Raw genomic sequence first — 23,882 nt, forward strand, 5'->3', positions numbered from 1 at the left:
CTCGGGCTGAAGTCCACGCGCGAGGAGCCGGGATTAACCCGCATGCGTCTCTCCCGGACCGTGAAGGCCGGGGCGACCGCGACGATGCGTGCGCCCGGGCGAGCGTGTCGCGGGACTCCTCACGCGCGGGCGAACGGCGATGGATTTCGCTTCGGCGAGGTTGGCACGTCGTGTGCTCAGGGCCCGCCGCCATGCTGTCCCGCAACCCGCTCTCCCTTCACGCGCTCGTCCTCGTCTCCGCGATCCTCGCGCCCGCTTGCAAGCCCGAGGAGGGGGCTGCGACCGACACCGACGCGACCGACTCGGCTGCGACCGACACCGACGCGACCGACACGGCCGCGACCGACACCGACGCGACCGACACGACCGCGACCCAGCCGACCACGGGCGAGACGGACACCGCGGCGACGGACACGGACGCCACCGACACCGCGGCGACCGACACCGACACCGGCGGCGAGGCCTGCGTCCTGCCCGATCCGCCCGTCACCGCCTCCATCGGCGTCGACTTCGGCGACTGGCCGATCCTCGACGGCGAGCAGCAGAGGATCGAGGTCGCCGCGGCCTGCACCGTCGAGACGGCGAGCAACGTCGACGGCGAGGTCGAGGTCGCCCTCCTCTGCAGCCAGGGCGAGCAGGTCGACGTCGCCATCAAGCTCTTCGTCACCGCGCCGGCCGACTTCGCCATCGACATCCAGGACGGCCAGGCGGTCACGCTCGACGCGTACTGGCAGGGCGAGGGCCACCACGTCGGCGAGGGCGAGTGGTTCGTCCTCAAGGCCGCCGACACCGGGGCCGTCCTGCTCGCCGGCGTCGCCCACGACAACAACACCGGCGTCAACGAGGTCCTCGGCGCGCTGACGATCGACACCGTCGAGGGCGTGTGCCCGCTGCCGTGCGGCGACGAGTGCTTCGACACCCTGGACCCCGAGCGGATCGCCTTCAAGTTCGTGCACGACGAGGGCCCGTCGATCGAGCTCGTCGACGGCACCCGCGGCCAGTTCCTCGCCCTGGGCCGCAGGTTCGACGCGGTGGTCTCGACCGCCCACAAGTACTACTGCCTGAACTGCTGGAACTGGTACGTGTGGGTGATCGGCTCCGTCGCCGCGTGAGGCTCGCGGGTGCGGGAGCTGCCCGGGCCCGGCGGGCTCCGCCGGCGCCGAGCGCCGGGTCTGGAGGACATGTCCTCGGCGCCAGGTCCCGCGCGAGCGCGCGGGACCCGCGCGACGCGCGAGCGGCGAGCGTCAGCCCGGCGGCTCGAACTCGTCGCAGGCGGTGTCGATGACGCTGACGGCCTCGGCGAAGAACGGCGTGTAGTCCGGCGCGCAGACGCTGCCGATCACGCCGTTGGAGAACATGCCGACGAAGCTCTGCAGGCGCGGGGCCGGGTCGGCGCCGACGCCGTCGCCGCCGTTCGGGTCGCCGCCGGGCGGGCAGGTGCCCATCGGCAGGTTGCTGTCGCCGACCAGGCCGAGGACCACGGCGGCCTTCTCCTCGCCGTTCTTGGCGGCGACGACGGCCTGAAACCACTCGGCCGGCTCGCCGGGCGAGCCCTTGCCGTCGTCGGCGAGGTCGTCCTCCTCGTCGGTGATGAACACGAGCACGAGGATCGCGTCGTCGCGGAGGAAGCCCTCGTCGCACCCGCCGGCGCCGTTCTGCACGTCGCCGAGGGCCGAGGTGGCGGCCAGCATCGGCTTCTCGTCGCCGCTGCCGTAGGTGCCGACGTTGGCGATGCACTCGAAGGTCTGGGCCAGGTTCGGCTGGCTCTCCGTCATGTATCGCTTCATGTCGGCGAGCATGCAGTGCTTGCCGGTGGCGTCGAACTCCTTGCCGGTGCCGTACTCGTAGTTGCACTGCGACAGCGGCAGGTCGTCGCAGTCGAAGCCGTTGCAGGTCACGCCCGAGCCGCCGCAGGCGTTCTCGCAGCAGACCGGCGCGGGGGTGCAGTTGCACGTGCCGTTGGTGCACGTGCTGCTGAGGCCGGTGTTCATGCCGTTGTCGGTCGAGACCGCCATGATGTGGTAGTCCTTGGCCGACAGCGTGCTGGTGATCGTGTCGATGAAGCCGGGGAACGAGGCGATCAGGTTGGCCTGCTCGTCGGCCATCGAGCCCGAGTTGTCGACCACGAACAGGAAGTCGATCTTCTCGCAGCCGGCCGCGAGCGGGTCGCTCTCCCCGGTGGTGCCCTCCGGCTGCTCGCCGAGGTCGAGCTTCGGCAGGCCGTCGGGCGGCGAGCTCTCGGTGGTGGTGCCGGCGCTCGCGTCGCCGGAGGTGGTCGGGACGGCCGTCGAGTCGCCGCTCGGGGCGTCCGGGCCGGTCGTCGTCCCCGGCGCCTGACCGGTAAGTCCGGTGGCGCCGGTGATCCCGGTGGCGGTGGCAGGGCTGGGTCCGCCGCTGTCGCCGCAGCCGGCGACGACGGCGAGCCCGAGGAATGATTCGACGGCGAATCGTACAGAGCGACGCATCATCGCCGCCAGCATCGCTCACTCCATGACCGCGCCGATACCGTTTAAGAATGTTGCGACTCGTGTGCGGCGTCACGGGTGATTGTGTATCGATCGCGCCGTGCGGCGGGCGCACCGCCGAATGGCTTTGGGGACATGTGCTTTGATTGACGATCGGCGCCGGAGGACGGTGTTTCTCGCGGACGCGCGGGGCGGCGCCCGAGCCGCCGCGCGGGGCGAGCGCCGCGTAGATGCGGGCGCTTCGATGTTTCGCCGGGAATGACAGCACCGCGCGTCAACCGACCGGCTCGAACACGTCGCACGCGAAGTCGATCACCCCGACCGCCTCGGTGAAGAACGGGGTGTAGTCGGTGGCGCAGACGCTGCCGATCACCCCGTTCTCGAACAGGTCGACGAACTCCTGCAGCCGCGGCGACGCTTCCGCGCCGGTGCCGTCCATGTTCGGGCCGCCGCCGGCCGGGCACAGGCCGCCGTCGAGGTTGCCGTCGCCGACCAGGCCGAGCACCACCACCGCGTCGGCGTCGCCGTGCTTGGCGGCGATGAGCTGGTCGTGCCACTCCTTCGGCAGGCCGGGCGTGCCCTCGCCCTCGATCGCGTTGTCGTCCTCCTCGTCGGTGATGATGATGACGATCAGGATCGCGTCGTCGCGCAGGAAGCCCTCGTCGCACCCGCCGGGCCCGTTGAGCGGCTCGCTGACGGCCTCGAGCGTCGCCAGCACCGGCTTCTCGGCGCCGCTGCCGTGGGTGCCGATGTTGGCCACGCACTCGAAGGTGCCGGCGAGGTCGGGCTGGTCGGCCTTCATGTAGCGGCGCCCGTCGGCGAGGTTGCACCGCTGACCGACGGCGTTGTAGATGTTGCCGCGCCCGTAGACCTGGTCGCACGCGGAGATCGGCAGGGCGTCGCAGGCGTAGCCGTTGCAGTCCTTGCCGAACAGCTCGCAGGTCTTGGTGCAGCAGATCGGCGCCGGCATGCAGGCGCACCCGCTGTCGTTGCACTTGGTGCTGAGGCCGGCGGTCTGGCCGTCGTCGGTCGGGACCGCCATGATGTGATAGTCCTGGGCCGCGATCGTCTGGGTGATCGTGGCGATGAAGCCGGGGAACGAGGCGATCAGGTTGGCCTGCTCGTCGGCCATCGAGCCCGAATTGTCGATGACGAACAGGAAATCGGCCTTGGCGCAGCCGGCCGCCGCCGGGTCGTCCGGTCTGCCGCCGTCGGAAGGGGGCAGGTCGAGCTTGCCGATGACGCCGGGGCCCGGCACGTCGATGCCGCCGGTGGAGTCGTCACCCGTCAGCACGATTCCGCCCGAGGCCCCGTCGCTGCCGGAGTCGTGGCTCCCCTGATTCTCACACGCCGCCGCCGCGGCCCCCAGCGCGAGCGTCGTCGCCAACACGAAGCGATGCATGAGGTTCTATATGCGCCCGATCGCCTGGACCATCGTCCGACCCGGTGGGGCCCGTCACATCCGACGCGCGCGGCGATTTACCGCTACGATGATATGAGCCGAGTCCGCTCGGCCGACAGCGCGGCCTTGACTCTGGCGAATTCGCGGGCCACGGCCGCGAGTTCGTCGCTCGCGGGCTGTTCCGCCCGGGCGGCGGCATAGAGCGACTGACAGCGTTCGGCGAGCAGTCGCGCACCGAACCCGGCCGAGCTGCCCTTGAGCCGGTGCGCCAATTGAGCGACCCGCGCGATCTCCCGGCGCGCGGCGGCCTCTTGCATGGCCTCGAGGTCGCGCTCGGCCTCGCGGAGGTACACGTCGATGAGGCCCGGCACGAACGCGGCGTCGTCGGCGGTGACGTAGCCGCGGATCACCGCCAGGTCGACGGCCTGCATGCGCTCGCCGGCGACGCGGGCGATCGTCGCCCGCAGCGTCTCGAGCTTGACCGGCTTGATCAGGATCGCGTCGATGCCGGCGCCCTTGCAGCGGCCGAGCACGTCGATCTCGGTGTGGCCGGTGAGGGCGATCAGGGCGACGTCGCCGCGGACGTCCCGGATCTGCCGCGCCGCGGCGGGGCCGTCGAGCTCGGGCAGCTGGATGTCGAGGATCACCGCGACGTAGGGCCGCGCCAGCGCGCTGGCGACCGCGGCCGCGCCGTCGGCCACGCCGTCGACCGCGTAGCCGCCGCGGCGCAGCGCGGTGACCAGCAGCTCGCGACCGGCGCCGTCGTCGTCGGCGACCAGCACGCGCGGGCGCGTGTCGGCCTCGGCGGCCCGCTCGGCCGCGGGGACGGCGAGGAGCGGCATCGCCACCTCGAAGCGGAACGTGGTGCCGACGCCGGGGTCGCTGTCGACGTCGAGGCGGCCGCCGAGCGCCTCGACCAATTGCTTGCTGATCGACAGGCCGAGGCCGGCGCCCTCGACGTCGAGGTCGCCGACGCGGGAGAAGTCGCGGAACAGCTTGCTCATGGCCTCCGGGCCGATGCCGACGCCGGTGTCGCTGACCTCGACCTGGAGGTTGGCGACCTGGCCCTCGACCCGCGCCGAGGCGCGCAGCTCGACGTGACCCTGGCGCGTGAACTTGATCGAGTTGCCGATCAGGTTGATGACGATCTGCCGCAGCCGCAGGCGATCGCCGCGCAGCCGCGCCGGCAGATCGGACGCGAGCGCGGCCCGCAGCTCGAGCCCGCGCTTGTGCGCGCTCGGGCCGAGCAGGTCGACGAGCTGCTCGAGCGTCGCCCGCGGCGAGAAGTCGTCCGCCCGCAGCGACGGCCGCTTGCCCTCGATCTGCGAGGTGTCGACCAGGCCGTCGAGCAGCAGCAGCAGGTCCTCGCTCGAGCCGCGCAGCGTGCTCAGGTGCTGCCGGCGCTGCTCGAGCGGCAGACTTTGGTCGTCGAGCAGCCCGAGCAGGCTCATGATCGCCTGCATCGGCGTGCGCAGCTCGTGGCTGACGTGCGCCACCATGCGCGAGCGCAGCTCGGCGGTCGCGTGGGCGGCCTCGCTGCGCTCGCGCAGGACCCGGTTCTCCTCGGCGAGCCGGGCGAGCTCGGCCCGGTGGTGGGCGGCGCGGCGCCGACCGACGACCACCGACGCGACCAGGGCGAGCGTGAGCGCGAGGACGACGACGGCCAGGAGGACCGTCGCGCCGGTCAATTCGCGCCCCCGACGACGACGAACAGCTCGGTCTCGCCCTTGCCCTTGATCTCGCAGCGGCCGATGCTCTCGGTCTTGTAGTCGGGCTCGACCTGCCGCCGCGCCGCCTCGCTGACGCACACCTGGCCGACGCGGGCGTTCTGTTCGACGCGCTGGGCGGTGTTCACGGTGTCGCCCCAGATGTCGAAGATGTACTGCCGCGTGCCGACCACGCCGCCGACCACCGGGCCGACGTGGATGCCGATCCGCAGGTTCCAGTGGGTCGACAGCTCGGCGCTGGCCGCCAGGATCGCGCGCCCGAACTTGACGCAGCGCAGCGCCGGGCGCTCGTCGTCGGCGGTGAACAGGCCGGCCGCGCCCATGAAGGAGTCGCCGATCGTCTTGATCTTCTGCACCCCGAACTCGAGCGCGAGCTCCTCGAAGCGGGTGAACAGGTCCTGCAGGCTGATCAGCACCTCTTCGGGGCTGTGGCGGTCGCAGTAGGCGGTGAAGCCGACGATGTCGGCGAACACCACGGCGACGTTGTCGAGCCGGCGCGGGGCGATCGCGCCGGTCGACTGCAGCTCGTCGGCGATCGGGTCGGGCAGCAGCACGCGCAGCAGGTCGTTGGCGCGCCGGCCCTCGGCGGCGAGCTGGACCAGGTGGTGGCGGGCCTTGTCGCGCAGGAACTTCTTCTCGAGGCAGGCGCCGAGGCGGGCCCGCAAGATCGCCGGGCTGACCGGCTTGGGCAGGAAGTCCTCGGCGCCGCGCTCGATGCAGGCGGCCACGCTCGAGGTCTCCTCGACCGCGGAGATCATCAGCACGCTGAGCCGCTCGAGCGCGCCCTTCTCGCGCAGCTCCTCGAGCACGGCGATGCCGTCGCTGTCGGGCAGGAGGACGTCGAGCAGGATGACGTCGAACTCCTGCTGCCACACCAGGTCGAGCGCCTCGCTGGCGGTGCCCGCGACCTCGACGGTGTTGCCGGCCTGCCGCAATTGATGGGCCAGCAATTCGCGGCTGGTCGGGCTGTCGTCGACGACCAGGACCGAGCCGGTGCGCCGCTCGGGCTCGGCCTCCGCCTCGGCGTCGGGGAGGGCGAGCCGGGCCAGCCGCGCCGAGGCCTCGAACGAGCTCTTCCAGCCGCCGCCGCTCATCGAGGCGACGGCCTGCGTCTCGCCGGGTTGATTGACGAGCGTCGCTTGCTGCGAGGTCGGCGCGGCGCCGCCGACCACCGTGAAGAACACGGTCGCGGTGTTGCCGGTGGTGTTGCCGGCCGACATGCGCCCGCCGAGCGACAGCACCAGGAGCCGGCAGATCGCCAGGTCGAGCCGGCCGCCCTGGCTGCGCGCGCCGCTGGTCAGCGGGTCGAAGTCGAGGTCGGCCGTGGTGTCGGTCAGCGGATAGCCGGTGTCGCGGACCGAGAACAACAGCTGGTGTGATGATTTGTCCCCGGGGACAGGTTCGACGGCGATCCGGATCTCCCCGCCGGGGGCGCGCGCGATCGCGTTCTGCCCGAGCAGCCCGAGGATCTGGCGGATCTGCGCCTCGCGCCCGAAGAACGTCGTGGGCACGCCCTGCTCGACGTAATGCCGCACCACCGCGCCGGCGCGCGCGGCCTGGGCCGACAGCGCCTCGGCGGCCTCGCGCAGCAGCGCGGCCGGGTAGAACACCTTGGCGCCCTCGGCGCTGCCGCCGAGGCGGCCGATGTCGAGGACGCTCTGGACGACGCGCTCGAGCTGCTCGCCGGCGACGCCGATCTTGCGGGCCATGGCGGCGACGTCGGCCTCGGGCGGGGCGTCGGCGAGGGCGCGAGAGGCCCGCGAGAGCTGGTTCAGGGGGTCGCGCAGCTCGGTGGCGACGAGCGCCATGAATTCGTTGCGCGCGCGCAGGATCTCCTCGGCGATCCGGACCGCGTCGTCGAGCTGGCGCCGGCGCATGCGGTCCTCGCGGATGTCGGTCAGGACACACACGAATCCGCGGTGGGCCGGCACGATCGCCACCGCGACCGGCACGACCGCGCCGTCGCGGCGGCGCAGCTCGTGCTCGTGGGTGTGCGGCATGTCGATGCTGCTCTTGACCGCCGAGGTCGCGAACGGGTTCTCGAGCCCGACCGCCTGCATGATCGACTTGCCGACCAGGGCGCTGGCCGGCTGGCCGGTGAGCTCGCACAGCTTGCGATTGACGGTGCGGACGACGCCGCGGTCGTCGACCAGCAGCACCGCGTGGCTCAGCGCCTCGAGCATGTCGCCGACCTGGCGCTGCGTCATGCTCGACTTCACCAGCGCCTGCATCGTGCGAAAGCTGGCGCGCGCGGCCAGGTAGACGAAGATCCCACCGCCGAGGAAGAGGACGCCGATCAGCGCCACCACCGCCTCGTGCCAGCCGAGCAGCACCACGACCGCGGTGGCCACATAGGCGGCGATGAAGACGATGATCAGGGAGAGCAGGACCCGCCACGGTCCGGCGTGGGGTGTGACCTGACGCAGTCGCAGCAGCGCCAGGGTCCGCTTCGCCGCCAGCGCCAGGACTCCAGAGCCCAGCACGATCAAGGCTGCGGTCGCTGCGTGGAACGGCGTCATTATCCTCTGCGAGCTTGCGCGAAGCGGCTCCGGCGCTCAAGGGCCAGGCGCACCTGGACAGGCGTCCCCGGCGCCTTGCGAGCGTGACGGAGGCTTCCTGCACACGACTTCGTGAAGCGTCGCGGCGTGCGGGCCGACCGTCGTTCGCAGCGGCGTTCTGCTGCCATTGTCAGCGCGCTTTGGACCGTGAACGTCGGACTGCGCACGTCGTGCATCGGTGCGCGTTGCCGCGCCGCGAAGGCCGCCCCATAGACCGGGGCATGGCCAGGTTTCCGCAGCGCGTCCCGCGAGGGCGACCGCGACCCGTGCGAGCGGTGGAGCGCAGCCGGATCCGGGCCCAGGCTCGCGCCGCGGTCGCGGTCGAGACGGCGCTGATGCGGCGGTGGTTCGGCGCCTCGGCCTTCGACGAGCGCGAGCGCAGCATCGCCAGCATCGCCGCGGAGCAGGAGATCCCCGCGTACGCGGCGCAGCTCGAGGAGGAGTACCGCTACGACGGCGTGTGGTCGCTGCGCTGCCCCGGGTTCCTGCGCATCGGCGAGATCGCCGCGCTGCCGGACCGCGCGCTGCTCGGCTGGCTCGATCGCCTCAGCGGGCTGCGCCTGCCCCGGGCCCTGGCGATCCTCGACGAGGCGCCCGAGTTCTCGTCGGCGTGGCAGCTCGCGCTGCGCGTGTACATGACTCAAACCCTCCCCGAGGCCGACCAGGACCTGCTCGGCCTGCTCGCGGTCGAGGCGTGGAAGCGCCGCCGGCCCGACCGCCCCTGCCTCGAGGTCTTGCTCGACGAGGAGTTCGCGGCCCACGTCGCCTGCCTGGCCGACGCCGGGCGCAACCTCGGCCGCTACGTCGCCTTCGTGCGCCGGGTGTTCCCGCTGCTGCAGGGCGACAACTTCGACGACGCCACCCTCGGGGGCGAGAGCGCCAGCCACCTGGTGCTGTGCGTCGCGCGCCTGGCCAAGCTGTCCTTGCGGGCAGCCTTCGTCTCGCCGGCGCAGGCGAGCGACGGCATGGCCGAGGCGCTGCGCTGGTACGACCGCCTGCCCGTCCGCCGCGGCGACCTCCGCGGCCCGTTCACGCGGATCCTCGCCGAGGGGCTCGAGGCGCTCGGCCGCGGCGACGAGGCCGAGCGGCTGCGCCGCCGCGCCGAGGCGAGGTGAACCGCAGGACATGTCCGGATTGACATGTCCTGCAGGGCATTGCCGTCCGGACATGCCCGAACAGGCACGTCCGACCGCTCGCTCACGGGCCGTAGGCGTAGATCGCGGCCGACACCGTCCAGGTGCCGCCCTCGACCACGCCGTCGATGGCGAACTGGAACTCGTGGTCGGCGCCGGGCTTGAGGGCGGAGGTCACCGGCCCGCGCAGCGGGGCGACCAGGGCGCCGGGGCACCAGTTGGCGCGGGCGGCGTTGACCGAGGCGATCGCGCCGCAGGGGTTCTCGGCGCAGAACTTGTCGGGGCCGACGGGGAGCGGGTTGTCGGTGATCGTGCAGAGCTCGCTGCAGTCGGTGCGCCAGGCGTCGAAGGCGGTGACGAGGGCGCCGTCGAGGCTGATGTTGTGCTTGCGCTTGCAGAACTCCTCGGCCGGGCCGATGCAGTCGCCGACGTTGTCGGTCGCGCCGCCGTGGCCGCTGACGGTGTAGACCAGCTCCGCCTTGGCCACGCCCTCGGGCAGGCTGAACGGCACCGTGGTGGTCGCGCCGTCGACCCCGACGTCGCCGCTGAACAGCGAGATCGCGGCGAGGACGGCGCGCGGGGCCGGGCCGGGCTCGGCGTCGATGCGCACGCTGAGGTGCCAGCCGCCGGCCGAGCCGCTGACCTGGCCCGCGCCGTCGGGCCACGAGTTGATGTACGAGCGCAGCACGTGCTCGCCCGGGTGGGCGTTGGCGTAGTCGGTGATGTCGGCCTCGAGGTGGGCCGGGCCGCCGAACGGGGTGATCGAGCGCAGCAGCTCGAAGCCCGGCGGGTCGCCTGGGTCGCCGCCCGGGTCGCTGACGAAGCCCATGGTCCGGTCGAACGCGTCGCACGAGGCCGGCCAGTACTGCCCCTGCGGCGGCGGATTGTCCTGCCACTTCTCCCAGGGGTAACAGTCGGTGTCGAGGTCGACGACCAGCGTGACCTTCGCAAACGGGGCCGCGCCGAGGTCGAAGGCGACGTCCTGGTGCTGGGTGTTCCAGCCGTCCATGCCGCTGATCCACGCCCTGTCGAGCACCTGAATGCTGAACGGCTCGCGCTGGGCCGGCTCGCCGGTGGTCGTGCCGGTCGGGACGTCGGTGGTCGGCGCGGTGGTGCCGGGACCGTCGGTGGTCGCCGTGGTGCCGCCGGTCGTGGTCGCGGTGCCCGTCGCCGTCGCGTCGCCGGTCGCGGCGGTGGTCTCGCCGCCGCTCGACGGACAGGCGGCCAGCATCAAGAGACAGGTACAAACGGACAGGTGCTTGGGGGCGGCAGCGAACATGCCTCGGGAGTAGACCGATGCCGCCCCGCCCGCGCAAGCGCCCGGGGGCCCTGGACCTCGCAGACCGGCGTCACCCGCGAGTGAGCGAAGCCCCGGAAGCTGTCTGCGCGGTGCTGCTGGCCGGCAGATCGATCGAGGCGCCCCGGCTCACGGACGAGTCGGCGGAGCCAGGCGCGGGGTCGCTCACGAAGATGGCTGAAGGGACAGGTGAACCATCGCGGTAGTTTCGCCCGAGGGCTCGAGACCGGACCGAAAGGTCAGGCGATGACAGGCCGCGCGACCGCGGAGGCGCGCGGGCGGGTCGAGGCGAAAGATGTCCCCCGGGACAGGCGACGCGGCTCGCGGGGCGAGGTGACCGAAAAAACAGCTCGATGGGGCGCCGGAGAGCGGCAGAGCCGGGGCAAGACGGTCAAGGCGGCGGGTGACCGAAAGGACAGCTCGATGGGACGCCGGGGAGCGGCAGAGCCGGGCCAAGACGGTCGGAGCGGCGGGTGTCCGAAGGGACAGGCTCGACAGGGACCGCTTTTCGATCTCTCTCTTTAAAAAGAGTCAGCCGAACAGGGTGCGGCGGAGCAGGCGGACGACCGTGGGGGTGGTGAGGGCGAGGGCGACGCCGGCCAGGGCGGCCGCGGGCAGGATGTAGAGGTCGGCGCCGGCGATCTCCGCGGGGAGCGGCGGCGTGCCGGCGGGGGCGAAGCTCTCGACGCCGGACAGCGCGAGGGTGGCCTCCGCGGGCAGCACCAGCGGCACGACGTGGACGGCGACGACCAGGCTGGTGGCCCACAGCAGCAGGAGGGCGACGGCCCGGCCGGCGCACAGCAGCAGCAGGCTGACGGTCAGGGCGATCATCCCGCCGCGGGCCCAGCCGGCGTCCTGCACGGCCTGCTCGGTGATGTGGTCGAGGAGGCCGGCGAGGGCGCCCGCCGCGTAGGCGGACCAGCGGAGAATGCGGGTCTGGGCGGCGGTGAAGCCGGCCCACAGGTTCGGCAGCCAGCGGACCCGCGACGGCGCCCGCTCGAACCGCTCGACGAGGTCGGACGAGGCGAGGAGCACGAAGGCGAGCAGCGGCAGCAGGCCGAGCGTCTCCCAGTCGACCTCGCCGAAGCGCAGGTGCGGCCACTGCTGGACCACGGCGCCGAGGCAGGTGGCGACCGCGGCCGCCCGCGCGGCGTAGAAGCGGACGGCGAACGCGAGGGTGGCGGCGACGTAGACCGCCAGGTTGGGCCAGTCGATCGGCTCCGGCGGCAGCACCTCGAAGGTGATGATCGCCAGCCCGCCGAGGATGCAGACGAGCTCGCGCGGGGTACGGCCGAAGATCCATTCACGGTCGAAGAAGGTCATGCGTCGCCTCGGGAGAACGGCAGGATCGACTAGACACCGAAGCGCAGCCCCTGGCAAGGGCGGGGCGGGGCAGGCCAGGGCGCGCGGCGGCGCGCGAGGGAATCAGCTGTTCGAAGGGACAGGTGGCTGGAGACGCGGTTCTCGCCGCGAATCAGGCCGAGGCGGCGATCTCGAGGTTGGCGGGGATCCGGCTCATCGCCCGCTCGGCGAGGGCGGTGATCGTGAGCGAGGGGTTGACGCCGGGGTTGGCCGAGACGGCCGAGCCGTCGATGACGTAGAGGCCGTCGTAGCCGAAGGCGCGGTGCTGGTGGTCGATGACGCCGGTCTCGGCGGAGTCGCCCATGGTGCAGCCGCCGAGGATGTGGGCGGTGGTCGGGATGTTGAACAGGGTCTCGGTGACGAGCGACATCGAGTAGCCCTGGATCTTCTCGGCCACGCGGCGCGCGATGTCGGTGGCCTCGGGGAGCGAGGCGGTCGGCGGCTTGCCCGAGGAGAGGTCGGTGGCGAGGCCGGCAGGCCCGAGGCGCAGGCGCAGGGTGCCCTCGGCGGTCTTCATGTAGAGCAGGATGATCGAGTACTTGGCGAGGTCGGGCACCATCAGGGCGCGGGCGAACTTGACCGGGTGGCGCAGGAAGGCGCCGGCGAACCGCGACAGGCGGACCAGGGCCTTCTCGCCGGGGACGTGCGGGGCGAGCAGCAGGCGCCAGAACCCGGAGCCGGCCGAGTAGCGGACCGGCTCGACGTGCGAGTGCTCGTCGAGCTGGATGATCGAGCCGATCGCCACGCCGCGCGAGAGGTCGTGCTGGCGCTGGGCCCCGACCACGCCGATCAGCGACTCGGAGTTGGTGCGCACGTTCTCGCCGAGCCGGTCGGACAGCCTCGGCAAGCCCTCGGGGTCCCGCTTCATGCGCAGCAGCAGGTCGACGGTGCCGAGCACGCCGCCGGCGAGGACGACGTTGCGGGCGGTGAAGCTGCGCGCCTGCCGGCCGAACAGGCCGGCGCCGCTGCGCGCCTCGACGCGGTAACCCCCGCCCGGCAAGGCGCGCACGGCGGTGACCTCGGTGTCGGCCAGGAGCTCCATGCCGCGCTTTTTGGCGAAGTAGAGGTAGTTCTTGTCGAGGGTGTTCTTGCTGCCGAAGCGACAGCCGAGCATGCAGCCGCCGCAGTAGGTGCAGCCGGTCCGCTCGGGGCCGCTGCCGCCGAAGTACGGGTCGGGCACGGTCTTGCCCGGCTCGCCGAAGTAGACCGAGACGTGCGTCGGCTCGACGGCCTTGCCCATGTCGGCGGCGACGGCCCGCATGACGCGGTCGACCGGGGTGACCGCGGGGTTCGGCGCGGCGCCCAGCATCCGCAGCGCGGTCTCGTAGTGCGGCTTCAGCTCGTTCTCCCAGTCGGCCAGGCGGGCCCACGAGGGCGACTCGAAGAAGCTGTGCTTCGGGACAGGCAAGGTGTTGGCGTAGACCAGCGAGCCGCCGCCGACGCCGACGCCCGAGAGCACGGTGACGTGGCGGAAGAAGGTCAGCTTGAACAGGCCGCGCCAGCCGAGCCTCGGCATCCACAGCCACTTCTTGAGGTTCCAGTTGGTCTTCGGGAAGTCGGCCGGCCCGAGCTCGCGGCCCTTCTCGAGCATGAGGACGCGGTAGCCCTTCTCGGTCAGCCGGAGGCCGGACACGCTGCCGCCGAAGCCGGAGCCGACGACGATGAAGTCGTAGTCGAAGTCGGTGTTCACGTGCCCGGTGTATCACGGCCGGCGCGGCGCGGGCGACGAGCCGGCCGGCGGCAGCGTCGCGCAGCGACCCGTCCAGCCTGGATCGCAGGAGCCGCGCCGAATCTCCACACCCCGTCGGGGATCGCGTCCCACGCAGTCGGCGTGGCGAGCCTGACGGAGGGACCCGCCGCCGGACCGGCGGTCCCTCACCGTCACGCCGGCGGAACGCCGGCAAACCGCTGTCCGCCGCCGAACCGAGCCGCAACGGCGAGCCGGAGCCGAGCTCGCCCGCCGTCGAGGTCGCCCAGGACAGCGGCGAGCGCTGCGTCGGTGACCGAACAGTACTACGCTCTCGCCCGACGATGGACCACCTCACCAAAGACCAGCTCGCCCGCCTGAAGCAGCGCCTCGAAGACGAGCGCTCGTCCCTGCTCCGCCGCGAGCTCGAGCACCGCGCCGAGACGACCGCCCCGCCCTCGACCGACGTCGGCGACCAACAAGACCTCGCCGCCAACGAGGCCGCCCAGGTGGCCCAGCTCAGCATCGCCGACCACGACCGCTCCCGCCTCCGCGAGGTCGAAGACGCCCTGGCCCGCATGCAGGCCGGGACCTACGGGATCTGCGAAGACACGGAGGAGGAGATCCCGTTCGAACGCCTGTGGGCCGAGCCGACCGCGCGGCTGACGATCGAGGCGCAGGAGATCCGCGAACGCGAGGCGCGTGAGCGGGCCGAGCTCCGCGAGGCGTATTGAGAGTGGATCGAATCGCCGGCCGGTGCAGAGGTCCGAACCGGCCATGACATTGGCCGGCTCGGACCTCGTCCGCACGGCCGCGTCCGTTCATCCTCGGCTCATGGCTGTTCATCATTCACGTCATGTTCTCGATACGATGACCCGCGTCGCCCTGGCGGCGGCGCTCGTCGGAGGGGCGCTCTCCGCCGGTGGCTGCGAGGTGGAAGGCGAATCCGGCGAGTCCGGCGGGTCCGGCGGATCCGGCGAGTCCGAGACCGGCGAGGCGGAGGCCGCCTCGGTCGCCGGGACCGTGACGCGGACCGTGGACGTCGCGCCCGGAAACGACGGCAAGGGGACGCTCTTCGTCGCGGCCCTCGATGTCTGCGACCTGACCGGGGGCGGGAAAGTCCTCGGGGTCGCGGTGGTGGCCGACGCCGATCTCGCAGGCGAGGACGCGGCGGTCCCGTTCACGATCGAGAATTTGCCGCGGACGAGCGTCCAGCTGGCGCTCTTCCTCGACGACAACGGCGACGCCATGGCGATGACGCCGCGGCCGGGGCCCGGCGATCTCGTGTATACCCGCAGCGCGGGCGACGGCGTGCTCGACTGCGTCGCGGTGGAGCTCGGCGACGGCGACGTCACGGACCTCGAGCTCGCGCTCAACGTCCTCGAGGAGTGACGCCGCGAGCCGCGGCCGCGTGGGCCCGCGGCGTGGTCCCGAACCAGCGGCGAAAGGCCCGGCGGAACGCCGCCGCGTCGGCGAAGCCGAGCGCTGCCGCGACATCCTCGGTGCCGCCCCCGCGCGCGAGCGACTCGGACGCCGTGGCCGCCAGCACCGCGTCGAGTTCGGCGCGGAAGGTCGTGCCCTCGGCCTGCAGGAGTCGTCGCAGCGTCCGGTCGCTCATGCCGAGGTCGGCCGCCACGTCTTCGGACCTGACCGAGCAGTCGACGCCGCGCGCGACGAGCTGATCGCGCACGCGCGCGGCGAGCTCGCACGCCGACGGCGCAGCAAGGACCGACGCCGCGTGCGCCTCGAGGAGCACGAGCAGCGCCGGATCGGCGCGCCGGAGCGGGACCGCCAGCGCTTGCCGGTCGAACACGTACGCAGTCGTGGCGCAGCCGAAATGCACCGGCGCACCGAGGAGCGTCCTGTGCGTGTCGGCCAGAGCGGCCGGCGGCCGCTCCTGCGTCAATCTCACTTCCCGTACGCCGAGCGGCCCGAGGGCCTGCCGGCGCACGAAGCAGAGCGAGACCGCGACGGCGAACGACTCGACGCTGGGCGGGCGCGGGCCGTGCAGGTCGAGGGTCATGCAGGCGCTGCGAGCGCTCATGTCGAGCCGGTACGTCGTCGCCTCGCTGAGCAGCGAGTAATACCGCGTGAGCCCCACGAGCGCGGCCTGGATGGTGTCTTGCGACGCGAGCAGGTAGGTGAGCAGCCCGAACGTGGATGGCTCGACCGCGGCGGCGATCCGCAGCGGCAAATCCGGCTGGTGGGCCGTCGCCGTCTGCCACAGCCGATCGGTGAGGAGCGCCGACAGCCAGCGGGACTGGCCCTTCTGGAACGCCCACGGATCGACGCCCATGCCCCGGAGCAGCGCGCCCGGGTCGACCCCGCTCGAGCTCAACACGCTCAGTAACGGCTGCATCGCCGCGGTGGTGATGCGTCCGGGAGAGCGCTGGATCCTCGTCGCCATGCTCGGGCCGAAAGCGGGCTTCGCCGAGCCAGTGTAGCGGCCCGGCGAAGCCCGGCGAAGCCCGGTGCCGCCACGGCTCGCGCGCTTCACCGCGCGCCGTCGTCGGTCTGTCGGCGACGCGGACACCTCAGCGGACGCGGACGCGCCGGCCAGGTATGCAGCCCGCCTCGCCGGCGACGTCAGCGGTAGCCCTGCGCCTGCAGCGAGAACAGGCGCTCGTAGCGGCCGCCCCTGGCCATCAGCGAGGCGTGGTCGCCGGCCTCGAGGATCCGCCCGCCGTGCAGCACGATGATGTGGTCGGCGGCGCGCACGGTGGAGAAGCGGTGGGAGATCAGGATGACCATGCGATCTTTGGAGAGGTTGCGGACGTGCTCGAACACCTGGGCCTCGGCCTCGGCGTCCATCGCCGCGGTCGGCTCGTCGAGGACCAGGACGTCGGCGCCGCTGCGCATGAAGGCGCGCGACAGGGCGATCTTCTGCCACTGGCCGCCCGACAGCTCGCGACCCTCTTTGAACAGGCGGCCGAGCTGGGTCTCGTACTGCTTCGGCATGTCCTTGATAAAATCTTCGGACATGCCTTTTTGGGCAGATTCACGCCAGCGCTCGCGGTCCTCGAAGGCGGTGACGTCGCCGGCGCCGATGTTCTCGCCGACCTTGAGCTGGTAGCGGGCGAAGTCTTGAAAAATGACGCCGACGCGGCGGCGCAGGGCGGTGGTGTCCCATTCGCGGAGGTCGCGGCCGTCGAGGAGGATCTGCCCGGCGGTCGGGTCGTACAGGCGCGTCAACAGCTTGATCAGCGTCGTCTTGCCGCTGCCGTTCTCGCCGACGAGGGCCAGGCTCTGGCCGGGGCGAATGTGAAAGCTGACGTCGTGCAGCGTCGGCGCGGCCGCGCCGGGGTAGGTGAAGCCGACGTGCTCGAAGCGGATCCCGTCGCTCGGGTCGGGGCCGGAGGTGGCGGTGCCGGAGGGGGCGGCGACCTCCTGCGATAAATATTCGTAGAGGGTCGAGAGGTAGAGGTTGTCCTCGTACATGCCGCCGATCGCCCCGAGGATCGACGAGACGGCGCTCTGGCCCTGGCGGAACAGCAGCAGGTACATCGTCATCTCGCCGAGCGAGATCTCGCCGGCCACCGCGGCGACGGCGATCCACATATAGGCGCCGTAGAAGGCGCCGGTGGCGACGAGGCCGAGCAGGCCGCTCCAGAAGCCGCGGCGCAGCGTCAGCTTGCGGTCCTCGGCGTAGAGGTCGTGGAAGATCTGCTGGTAGCGGCGCAGAAACAGCGGACCCAAACCGTAGAGCTTGACCTCCTTGGCGTAATCGAGGGTGCTGATCGCCGTCTCGTAATAATATTGCATGCGCGTCTCGGGGGCGCGCCAGCGGAACAGGCGGAAGGCGTCGCCCGAGAACTTGGCCTCGGCGAGGAACGAGGGCAGGCCGGCGAGCGCGAGGATCAGCGCGGCCCACGGCGAGAAGCCGAACAGCAGGGCGGCGAAGCTGGCCAGCGAGATGGTGTTCTGGACCAGCGAGAAGGTGCGGCCCACCAGGCTCAGCGGGCGGCTCGAGGCCTCGCGGCGGGCGCGGGTCAGCTTGTCGTAGAAGTCGGCGTCCTCGAAGTGGGTGAGGTCGAGGGTCAGCGCCTTGTCGAGGATCATGACGTTGACGCGCTGGCCGAGCTGGGTGCGCAGCAGCGACTGACAGACGGAGATCGATCTCTGGGCGAAGGCGAGCAGGATGACGAGCAACGCCTCGACGGCGACGAGCCGCAGCACCGGCGCCGGGTCGTGGCTGGCCTGGGCGGCGTGGACGACGGCGTCGACGATGAGCTGCCCGACGTAGGCCGCGGCCGCCGGCAGCAGGCCGACGAGGAGGGTGAGCGCGGCGAGGGCGACGGTGAGCGGCTTGCTGGTCGACCACACCAGCTCGACGGCGCGACGGCCGTAGCGGAACACGCCGAGGAAGCGGCGCAGGCCTGGTTCGTCGGGCGGAGCGGCCACGCGAGCAGTGTGACGCAAGCGCGCGCCGATCTGACGCGTCAGCGGAGGATCTCGGCGGTCTGCAGGCGAGCGGGCTCGGCCGCGGGCGGTGTCTTCCGCTCGAGCTCGAGCGGAGCGGTCAGCGGCTCGGCGACCTGCGGCCGCGCAGTCGGCTCGGCCGTCGGGGTGTCGTCGGCGCCGGCGACGGGCCGCGGATATGCGCCTCGCGGCAGCGGCTCGGCCGTTTGCAGCGGCGGCGGGAGCTCGCTGTTCGGCCGCGCCGGCGGCTCCGGCAGGAAGTCGGCGGACTGCAGCCGCTGCGCCTCGAGACTGGCCCCGGTCTCGAGCCGGATCGCTTCGGCGCGGTCGACCTCGAGGCGATCGCTGCTGCGTCGCTGATACGCGAGCAGCCCCATCACGGCGACGACGACGAGGCTGCCGATGACGATGACGGCGATGACGACGCGGGTGAGGTGGGCCGAGGCCTTGCGCGCGTGGTCGCGGTCCGGCGGAGCGGGCGGGCCGTAGATCGACACGAGGCTCACGCTAGCGGAGGTCGCGGCGCGCGAGCGCTCACACGGCGGCCACGCCCTGGGCGCGGAAGTACTCCACCGTGCGGCGGATGCCCTCGAGCATCGTCACCTGCGGGGTGTAGCCGAGGTCGGCGGTGGCGCGGGCGAAGCTGAAGTAGTGGTGGGTGCAGATGTAGCGGATCGAGAAGCGCGACAGGCCCTCCTCGGCGTGGAGGGTGCCGCCGCGGACGACGGTGTCGAAGGTCTCGCGGGCGGCGGCGGCGGCGTAGGCGACGGCGTAGGGGATCCGAAAGCGCGGGGTGGGGTAGCCGAGGCCGACGAGGACGCGGCGGACGAAGTCCCAGAAGTTCATCGGCTCGCCGTTGGTGATGAAGTAGGCGCGCCCCGAGACCGGCGAGCCGGGCTGCAGGCGCTCGTCGGCGAGCAGCAGCGAGTCGACGATGTTGCTGACGTAGGTGAAGTCGTTGAGGCGGTCGCCGGCGCCGACGGTGAACTTGAGGTTGCCGGCCTTGGCGCGGGCGAGGATCGCCGGCAGCAGGCGGGTGTCACCTGGCCCGAAGATCATGTGCGGGCGGATCGCGCAGGTCAGCACGCCGCCCTGGCCGCTGGCGCTGAGGACCTCCTCCTCGGCGATCCGCTTGGTCTCGGCGTAGGGGGCCAGCCACTTGCGGGCGTAGGGCAGGCTCTCGTCGCCGCGCTCGATGTCCTCGCCCTCGTAGACGACGCTGGCCGAGCTGACGTAGACGAGCTTCGGCACCTGGCCTTTGCGACAGGCGGCGAGGACGTTGCGGGTGCCGTCGATGTTGACGGCGCGGACCTGCTCGACGCGGCTGTGCTTGGTGTGGACCAGCGAGGCGTTGTGGAACACGACGTCGCGGCCGGCGCAGGCGCGGGCGACCGCTTCGGGGTCGCAGATGTCCCCGGCGACGAAGTCGACGTCGTCGCGCCAGCGGTCGATGCGGTGGTCGAGGACGGTGACCTTGTCACCGCGGCGGACGAGGGCGTCGACGAGGAAGCGACCGAGGAAGCCGCAGCCGCCGGTGACGAGTGATGCGCGAGGCTCGGACATGCGAGGCGCGGACTTTAGCGAGCCCGCGTCGGCCGCTCAAGGGCAGGTGCGCGAGTAGTTGCCTGGGGATTCCACCGACACGACGCACGGGTCCTGCTGCAAGTCCATGCCCTCCAGGCCGCAGCACGGCTTGCGCTTGTTGAGGAGCTCGCCGTTCTCGTTGTACGGGCACTGGGCGCTGGACGGGGTGCAGCAGCCGTTGTCGGGGCCGCCGTCGGCGGGCTCGAGGAAGACGTCGCAGCGCTCGCTGCACGCGTACGTGCACGCGACCATGAGACCGCCGGCGTCGCAGCGGTCCTGGCAGAACGCGCTCAGCGCCTGCGGATCGGGCGCCACACCGTCGTCGCACACCTCGGGCTCGAACTCGTGCTGGTTCCCGTCGTCGAGGTGGAGGTCCTCCTTGTCGATGACCTCCGTGCTCTCGAGGCGGGCGTTGCCGCAGTAGGTGCAGTCGGAGCGGTCCCACTTGCAGTCGATGCACCGGGAGGACGTCCCGCCGCCGTAGGCGCGGTAGGTCGGCGGCTTCAGGTCCTTGCAGTCGATCTCGACCGGCGCGCCCTTGTCGGTCAGGTCCTTCGCCGGGCCGAAGTCGCACTCCTCGCCGAGGTCGACGTCGACCACGCTGTCGCCGCAGGTGCGCGGGCAGCCGGACACGTCGAGGGTGCAGTCGCTGCGGCAGCGGGCGGTGCCCTCGATCGGACATGGCGGCGGGGACATGTCCGTCGGGTCACACGCCTCGCCGGGGTCGAGCACGCCGTTGCCGCAGCGGGTGCAGGCGTCGCGGTCGAACGTGCAGGTCTCGCGGTCGCAGGCGTCGGCCGCGGGGACCTCGTCGGCCGCGCAGTAGCCGACCATGCTCTCGGCCAGCGAGGGCTCGCACTCCTCGCCGGCGAGCTTGTCGACGTAGCCGTCGCCGCAGTCGCGCTGGGGGTCCAGCGGGACGAGGCAGCCCCCGGCCGCAGCGAGGGCGGCGGCGACGAGCAGCGCGTACGACGAGCGCATCGACGTCAAGGTAGCACACGGCGCAAACCGGCCGCGGGAGCCCTCGCAGAGCGCCGGAAAGCCGCCGAGAGCCGGCGCCGAGCGGGGCGCTCGGAGCCGGACCGAGGCCGCGGAACGGAGCTCGCAAGGGCGCGTGCCGGCCCGTTCGCTGCGCGACGAGGGGCGCGAGATCGCCGCCTGCGACGACGTCGGGCGCGCGCCGCTCGCGCGAGGACGAAGCGGAGATCCTGGATGGGCCGTCGCTCGGCGTGAGCGCAGCGAAGGCCCGGCGACTGGACGCGCGGTCGTCGGCGACGGACGCCAGGCGTGGGCACACCGACGCGCCTTCACGCGCGAGCCCGTCGCGGGCGCCCTCCGAGGCGCGGCGCCGGCCTCGCGGAGCCGGGGCGTCAGCGGCAGACGAGGAACAGCTGATCGCCGAAATGCAGCGGCTCGCAGAACTTCTCCTCGCCGGGGTTGGCGAGCTGGAAGCAGCAGGGCTTGCGGTCGTCGAGCAGCTTGTCCTGCTGGTCGTAGGGGCAGAGCTCGCCCTGGGCCGTACAGCACTCGAGCTCGTCGATCGGGAACGCCGCGGTCTGGAACGCCTGGCAGTCGGCGGCGCACTGGAACTTGCACTCGACGCGGTAGTTGCTGCCGCACGCCTCCTGGCAGTGGGCGACCAGGGCGTCCTTGTCGGCCTGCTGGTTGTCGCACACCTCGGGCGGCGGCATGATCGTCTGCTCGAAGTCGACGAACAGGTTGTCGACGATCTCCTCGTCCTCGAGCTTGTCGTTCTGGCAGTACGAGCACTCCGAGCGGTCCCACTCGCACTTGCTGGTGCAGCGGGTCGAGTCGCCCGAGCCGTAGCGGCGGGTGATGCCGGCGGGGGAGGTGAGCTCGGTGCAGGCGATCGGGACGGCGATGTCGTCGAGGTCGGCGGCGAAGTCGCACTCCTCGTCGACGTCGACCACCCCGTTGCCGCAGGCGGAGCAGGCCGAGCGGTCGACGGTGCAGTTGTCGCGGCAGGTCGCGACCCCTTCTCCGGGACATGTCGGTCCGGTCATGTCCTTGGGGTCACACTCCTCGCCGACGTCGAGCACCCCGTTGCCGCAGGCGGAGCAGCCGTTCGGGGCGAAGCGGCAGGTCTTGGGGTCGCAGGCGGCCGGGCTCGCCACCCGGCCGAGCTCGGCGCAGCGGTCGGCGTAGCTGTCGACCAGCGCCGGCTCGCAGTCCTCGTGGGCGAGGACGTCGATGAAGCCGTCGCCGCAGTCGGCCGGCGGGTCGAGCTCGACGAGGCAACCCGCGACGACGCCGATCGACGCCGCGAGGAGCACCATGAGCCGGGAGCCGGACCTCATCGTCGACGACCATAGCACGCGACCACGCGCCCCGCGCCGCTCGAGCCGGTGATGCCCGACTCACGTTCCGTGTCCGCGACGCGGGCCCGTGAAGCTCGCAAACCCGCAAAACCACGAGTCTGTCATCTCGAGATACGATCGCGTGATGCAGCCTCACGATCCGCCGCGTCCACAGCAGTCTCATGCACGGTCGTCTCCTGCAGCGCTCCGCAACCGCGGGGTGATCGCGGAGGTGTTGGCACGGGTCCTGCCCTCGCAGGGGCGCGTGCTCGAAATCGCCAGCGGGACCGGAGAGCACGCGGTGAGCTTCGCGGCGGCGTTCCCTGGGGTCTCGTGGCAACCGACCGACATCGACCCGGAGGCGCTGGCGTCGATCGCCGCGCGGGTCGAGAGCGAGGGGACGCCCAACCTGCTGCGGCCGCTGCGGCTCGACGTCACCGCGTGGCCGTGGCCGGTGACCGAGGCCGACGCGATCGTGTGCATCAACATGATCCACATCGCCCCGTGGGCCGCCTGCGAGGCGCTGATGGCCGGGGCCGGGCGCGTGCTGGCCCCGGGCCGGCCGCTCTACCTGTACGGCGCCATCCGGCGCGGGGGCCAGCACACCGCGCCGAGCAACGCGGCCTTCGACGCCGACCTGCGGGCCCGCGACCCGGCCTGGGGCGTGCGCGACGAGGCCGACGTCCGCGCCGCGGCCGCGGCCCACGGGCTCGAGCTGACCGAGCTGGTGGCGATGCCGGCCAACAACTTCTCGCTGGTGTTTCGCAAGTCCTGAAGGACATGCCCTCCGGGGCAGGTCGGCTGCGCTTGCGCAGGCGGGCAGCTGGGGCTATCCTGCGCAAAGTCGCGCATGGCTCCCCAGCTCGATCTCTTCGCCGATCCCTCGCAGGGCCCGACCCCCGGCGGCGACGGCCGTGGCGGCGCCGGCAAGAAGACGCCGCCGCCGATCTTGCCGGCCACGACCCCCGCCGAGCTGGCGGCGCTGGCCGAGCGGCTGCCGAAGAACCTGCGCTTCGGGACGTCCTCGTGGGCCTACCCGGGCTGGTCGGGGATCGTCTACGACCTGCCGCACTCGCAGCAGCGGCTCGCGCGCGAGGGCCTGGCCGCGTACGCGCGCCACCCGCTGATGCGCGCGGTCGGCATCGACCGCTCGTACTACGCGCCGCCGCGGACCGACGAGTTCGCGGCCTACGCGGCGGCGGTGCCGGGCGACTTCCGCTTCCTGGTCAAGGCCCACGAGGCCTGCACGACGGCGGTGTGGCCCCGGCACCAGCGCTACGGCAAGGTCCGCGGCCAGCCCAACGAGCGCTTCCTCGACCCGGTGTACGCCAGCGAATTCGTGGTCATGCCGGCGGTGGAGGGCCTCGGCGAGGCGCTGGGTCCGCTGCTGTTCCAGTTCGCCCCGCAGGACTTCGGCGCGCTCGGCGGGGCGCGCTGGCTGGTCGACCGCCTGCGCCGCTTCCTCGACGGGCTGCCTCGCGGGCCGCTCTACGCGGTCGAGCTGCGCAACCGCGAGCTGATGACCGGCGCCTACGCGGCGGCGCTGGCCGAGTTCGGCGCCTGCCACTGCATCAACGTCTACCCGAGCATGCCGCCGGCGCGGGCGCAGCGGTCCCGCGTGCGGCAAGATCTGGCTCCGGCGCTGGTGTGCCGCTGGATGCTGCACCCGAGCATGAACTACGAGCGCGCCGAGGCCCGCTACGACCCGTTCGACCACCTCGTCGACGAAGACCCCGGCAACCGCGAGGAGCTCGCCCGCGTCTGCGCCGAGGCCGACCTCGACCTGCCGGTGTACGTGATCGTCAACAACAAGGCCGAGGGCTCGTCGCCGCGGACGATCGCCAAGCTGGCCCAGCGGATCGTCGAGCTCCAGAGCGGCTAGCTGCCCGCAGGGACAGGCGACGACTGCCTGGTCCGAGGGACAGCTCGG

Annotated in this window: 19 protein-coding genes; 6 read left to right on the forward strand and 13 right to left on the reverse strand. The window is 72.1% G+C overall.

Annotated elements, in window-relative coordinates; all coding sequences use genetic code 11:
• Positions 1 to 191: 191 nt before the first annotated feature.
• Entirely contained in the window at positions 192 to 1,112 is a 921-nt protein-coding gene (locus tag NAEX_RS21620; protein ID WP_096329375.1) for a hypothetical protein, read from the forward strand.
• A 132-nt stretch (positions 1,113 to 1,244) separates the two neighbouring features.
• On the opposite strand, the gene NAEX_RS21625 is transcribed toward NAEX_RS21620, so the two are convergent.
• From NAEX_RS21625 to NAEX_RS21640, 4 genes are all read right to left on the reverse strand, one after another.
• A complete protein-coding gene (locus NAEX_RS21625; protein ID WP_143140215.1) occupies positions 1,245 to 2,468 on the reverse strand; it encodes a hypothetical protein in 1,224 nt (407 codons plus the stop codon).
• A 271-nt stretch (positions 2,469 to 2,739) separates the two neighbouring features.
• Positions 2,740 to 3,867, reverse strand: coding sequence for a hypothetical protein (locus tag NAEX_RS21630; protein WP_096329377.1), 1,128 nt, complete (start codon positions 3,865 to 3,867; stop codon positions 2,740 to 2,742).
• 83 nt (positions 3,868 to 3,950) lie between these two features.
• Positions 3,951 to 5,555, reverse strand: coding sequence for an ATP-binding protein (locus NAEX_RS21635; protein WP_096329378.1), 1,605 nt, complete (start codon positions 5,553 to 5,555; stop codon positions 3,951 to 3,953).
• Complete coding sequence (locus NAEX_RS21640; RefSeq protein WP_170135893.1) at positions 5,552 to 8,077, reverse strand: adenylate/guanylate cyclase domain-containing protein; 2,526 nt, start codon at positions 8,075 to 8,077, stop codon at positions 5,552 to 5,554. The genes NAEX_RS21635 and NAEX_RS21640 overlap by 4 nt, the downstream gene beginning before the upstream one ends.
• A 350-nt stretch (positions 8,078 to 8,427) precedes the next feature.
• Here NAEX_RS21640 and NAEX_RS21645 point away from each other — a divergent pair, with 350 nt between their 5' ends.
• Complete coding sequence (locus tag NAEX_RS21645) at positions 8,428 to 9,267, forward strand: hypothetical protein (RefSeq protein WP_096329380.1); 840 nt, start codon at positions 8,428 to 8,430, stop codon at positions 9,265 to 9,267.
• A gap of 82 nt (positions 9,268 to 9,349) precedes the next feature.
• Here the strand turns inward: NAEX_RS21645 and NAEX_RS21650 are convergent, their stop codons facing one another.
• The 3 genes from NAEX_RS21650 to NAEX_RS21660 form a co-directional block, all read right to left on the reverse strand.
• A complete protein-coding gene (locus NAEX_RS21650; RefSeq protein WP_096329381.1) occupies positions 9,350 to 10,564 on the reverse strand; it encodes a peptide-N-glycosidase F-related protein in 1,215 nt (404 codons plus the stop codon).
• 549 nt (positions 10,565 to 11,113) lie between these two features.
• Complete coding sequence (locus NAEX_RS21655) at positions 11,114 to 11,905, reverse strand: hypothetical protein (protein WP_096329382.1); 792 nt, start codon at positions 11,903 to 11,905, stop codon at positions 11,114 to 11,116.
• A gap of 151 nt (positions 11,906 to 12,056) precedes the next feature.
• Positions 12,057 to 13,634 (reverse strand): GMC oxidoreductase, encoded by a 1,578-nt coding sequence (locus NAEX_RS21660; protein WP_211302446.1) that lies wholly within the window; start codon positions 13,632 to 13,634, stop codon positions 12,057 to 12,059.
• A gap of 341 nt (positions 13,635 to 13,975) precedes the next feature.
• On the opposite strand from NAEX_RS21660, the gene NAEX_RS21665 reads away from it, so the two are divergent.
• Entirely contained in the window at positions 13,976 to 14,365 is a 390-nt protein-coding gene (locus NAEX_RS21665) for a TraR/DksA family transcriptional regulator (RefSeq protein WP_096329383.1), read from the forward strand.
• A 136-nt stretch (positions 14,366 to 14,501) separates the two neighbouring features.
• Complete coding sequence (locus NAEX_RS21670; RefSeq protein ID WP_096329384.1) at positions 14,502 to 15,023, forward strand: hypothetical protein; 522 nt, start codon at positions 14,502 to 14,504, stop codon at positions 15,021 to 15,023.
• On the opposite strand, the gene NAEX_RS21675 is transcribed toward NAEX_RS21670, so the two are convergent.
• The 6 genes from NAEX_RS21675 to NAEX_RS21700 form a co-directional block, all read right to left on the reverse strand.
• Complete coding sequence (locus NAEX_RS21675; RefSeq protein ID WP_170135894.1) at positions 15,004 to 15,990, reverse strand: AraC family transcriptional regulator ligand-binding domain-containing protein; 987 nt, start codon at positions 15,988 to 15,990, stop codon at positions 15,004 to 15,006. The genes NAEX_RS21670 and NAEX_RS21675 overlap by 20 nt on opposite strands.
• A gap of 227 nt (positions 15,991 to 16,217) precedes the next feature.
• A complete protein-coding gene (locus NAEX_RS21680) occupies positions 16,218 to 18,032 on the reverse strand; it encodes an ABC transporter ATP-binding protein (protein WP_211302447.1) in 1,815 nt (604 codons plus the stop codon).
• Between the two features lie 38 nt (positions 18,033 to 18,070).
• The gene (locus NAEX_RS21685) at positions 18,071 to 18,547 is read right to left on the reverse strand and encodes a hypothetical protein (protein ID WP_143140216.1); all 477 of its coding nucleotides are present in this window, start codon (positions 18,545 to 18,547) and stop codon (positions 18,071 to 18,073) included.
• 37 nt (positions 18,548 to 18,584) lie between these two features.
• The gene (locus NAEX_RS21690) at positions 18,585 to 19,613 is read right to left on the reverse strand and encodes an NAD-dependent epimerase/dehydratase family protein (RefSeq protein WP_096329387.1); all 1,029 of its coding nucleotides are present in this window, start codon (positions 19,611 to 19,613) and stop codon (positions 18,585 to 18,587) included.
• A gap of 36 nt (positions 19,614 to 19,649) precedes the next feature.
• Positions 19,650 to 20,615, reverse strand: a complete 966-nt coding sequence (locus NAEX_RS21695) for a hypothetical protein (protein WP_100792750.1) — start codon at positions 20,613 to 20,615, stop codon at positions 19,650 to 19,652.
• 389 nt (positions 20,616 to 21,004) lie between these two features.
• Positions 21,005 to 21,952, reverse strand: coding sequence for a hypothetical protein (locus NAEX_RS21700; protein WP_143140217.1), 948 nt, complete (start codon positions 21,950 to 21,952; stop codon positions 21,005 to 21,007).
• 145 nt (positions 21,953 to 22,097) lie between these two features.
• Here NAEX_RS21700 and NAEX_RS21705 point away from each other — a divergent pair, with 145 nt between their 5' ends.
• Together NAEX_RS21705 and NAEX_RS21710 are read left to right on the forward strand one after the other, a co-directional pair.
• On the forward strand, positions 22,098 to 22,727 hold the full coding sequence (locus NAEX_RS21705) for a DUF938 domain-containing protein (RefSeq protein WP_096329390.1): 630 nt from the start codon (positions 22,098 to 22,100) through the stop codon (positions 22,725 to 22,727).
• A 75-nt stretch (positions 22,728 to 22,802) separates the two neighbouring features.
• Entirely contained in the window at positions 22,803 to 23,834 is a 1,032-nt protein-coding gene (locus tag NAEX_RS21710; protein WP_096329391.1) for a DUF72 domain-containing protein, read from the forward strand.
• The last annotated feature ends 48 nt before the right edge of the window (positions 23,835 to 23,882 follow it).

Source organism: Nannocystis exedens (assembly GCF_002343915.1).
Taxonomy (GTDB): Bacteria; Myxococcota_A; Polyangia; order Nannocystales; family Nannocystaceae; genus Nannocystis; species Nannocystis exedens.

Coding starts and splice junctions, on each gene's coding strand:
- NAEX_RS21665 (WP_096329383.1), top strand. CDS start 13,976: ATGGACCACCTCACCAAAGACCAGCTCGCCCGCCTGAAGCAGCGCCTC.
- NAEX_RS21710 (WP_096329391.1), top strand. CDS start 22,803: ATGGCTCCCCAGCTCGATCTCTTCGCCGATCCCTCGCAGGGCCCGACC.
- NAEX_RS21675 (WP_170135894.1), bottom strand. CDS start 15,990: ATGCAGCCGTTACTGAGCGTGTTGAGCTCGAGCGGGGTCGACCCGGGC.
- NAEX_RS21695 (WP_100792750.1), bottom strand. CDS start 20,615: ATGCGCTCGTCGTACGCGCTGCTCGTCGCCGCCGCCCTCGCTGCGGCC.
- NAEX_RS21630 (WP_096329377.1), bottom strand. CDS start 3,867: ATGCATCGCTTCGTGTTGGCGACGACGCTCGCGCTGGGGGCCGCGGCG.
- NAEX_RS21655 (WP_096329382.1), bottom strand. CDS start 11,905: ATGACCTTCTTCGACCGTGAATGGATCTTCGGCCGTACCCCGCGCGAG.
- NAEX_RS21650 (WP_096329381.1), bottom strand. CDS start 10,564: ATGTTCGCTGCCGCCCCCAAGCACCTGTCCGTTTGTACCTGTCTCTTG.
- NAEX_RS21690 (WP_096329387.1), bottom strand. CDS start 19,613: ATGTCCGAGCCTCGCGCATCACTCGTCACCGGCGGCTGCGGCTTCCTC.
- NAEX_RS21705 (WP_096329390.1), top strand. CDS start 22,098: ATGCAGCCTCACGATCCGCCGCGTCCACAGCAGTCTCATGCACGGTCG.
- NAEX_RS21670 (WP_096329384.1), top strand. CDS start 14,502: ATGACCCGCGTCGCCCTGGCGGCGGCGCTCGTCGGAGGGGCGCTCTCC.
- NAEX_RS21700 (WP_143140217.1), bottom strand. CDS start 21,952: ATGAGGTCCGGCTCCCGGCTCATGGTGCTCCTCGCGGCGTCGATCGGC.
- NAEX_RS21625 (WP_143140215.1), bottom strand. CDS start 2,468: ATGATGCGTCGCTCTGTACGATTCGCCGTCGAATCATTCCTCGGGCTC.
- NAEX_RS21620 (WP_096329375.1), top strand. CDS start 192: ATGCTGTCCCGCAACCCGCTCTCCCTTCACGCGCTCGTCCTCGTCTCC.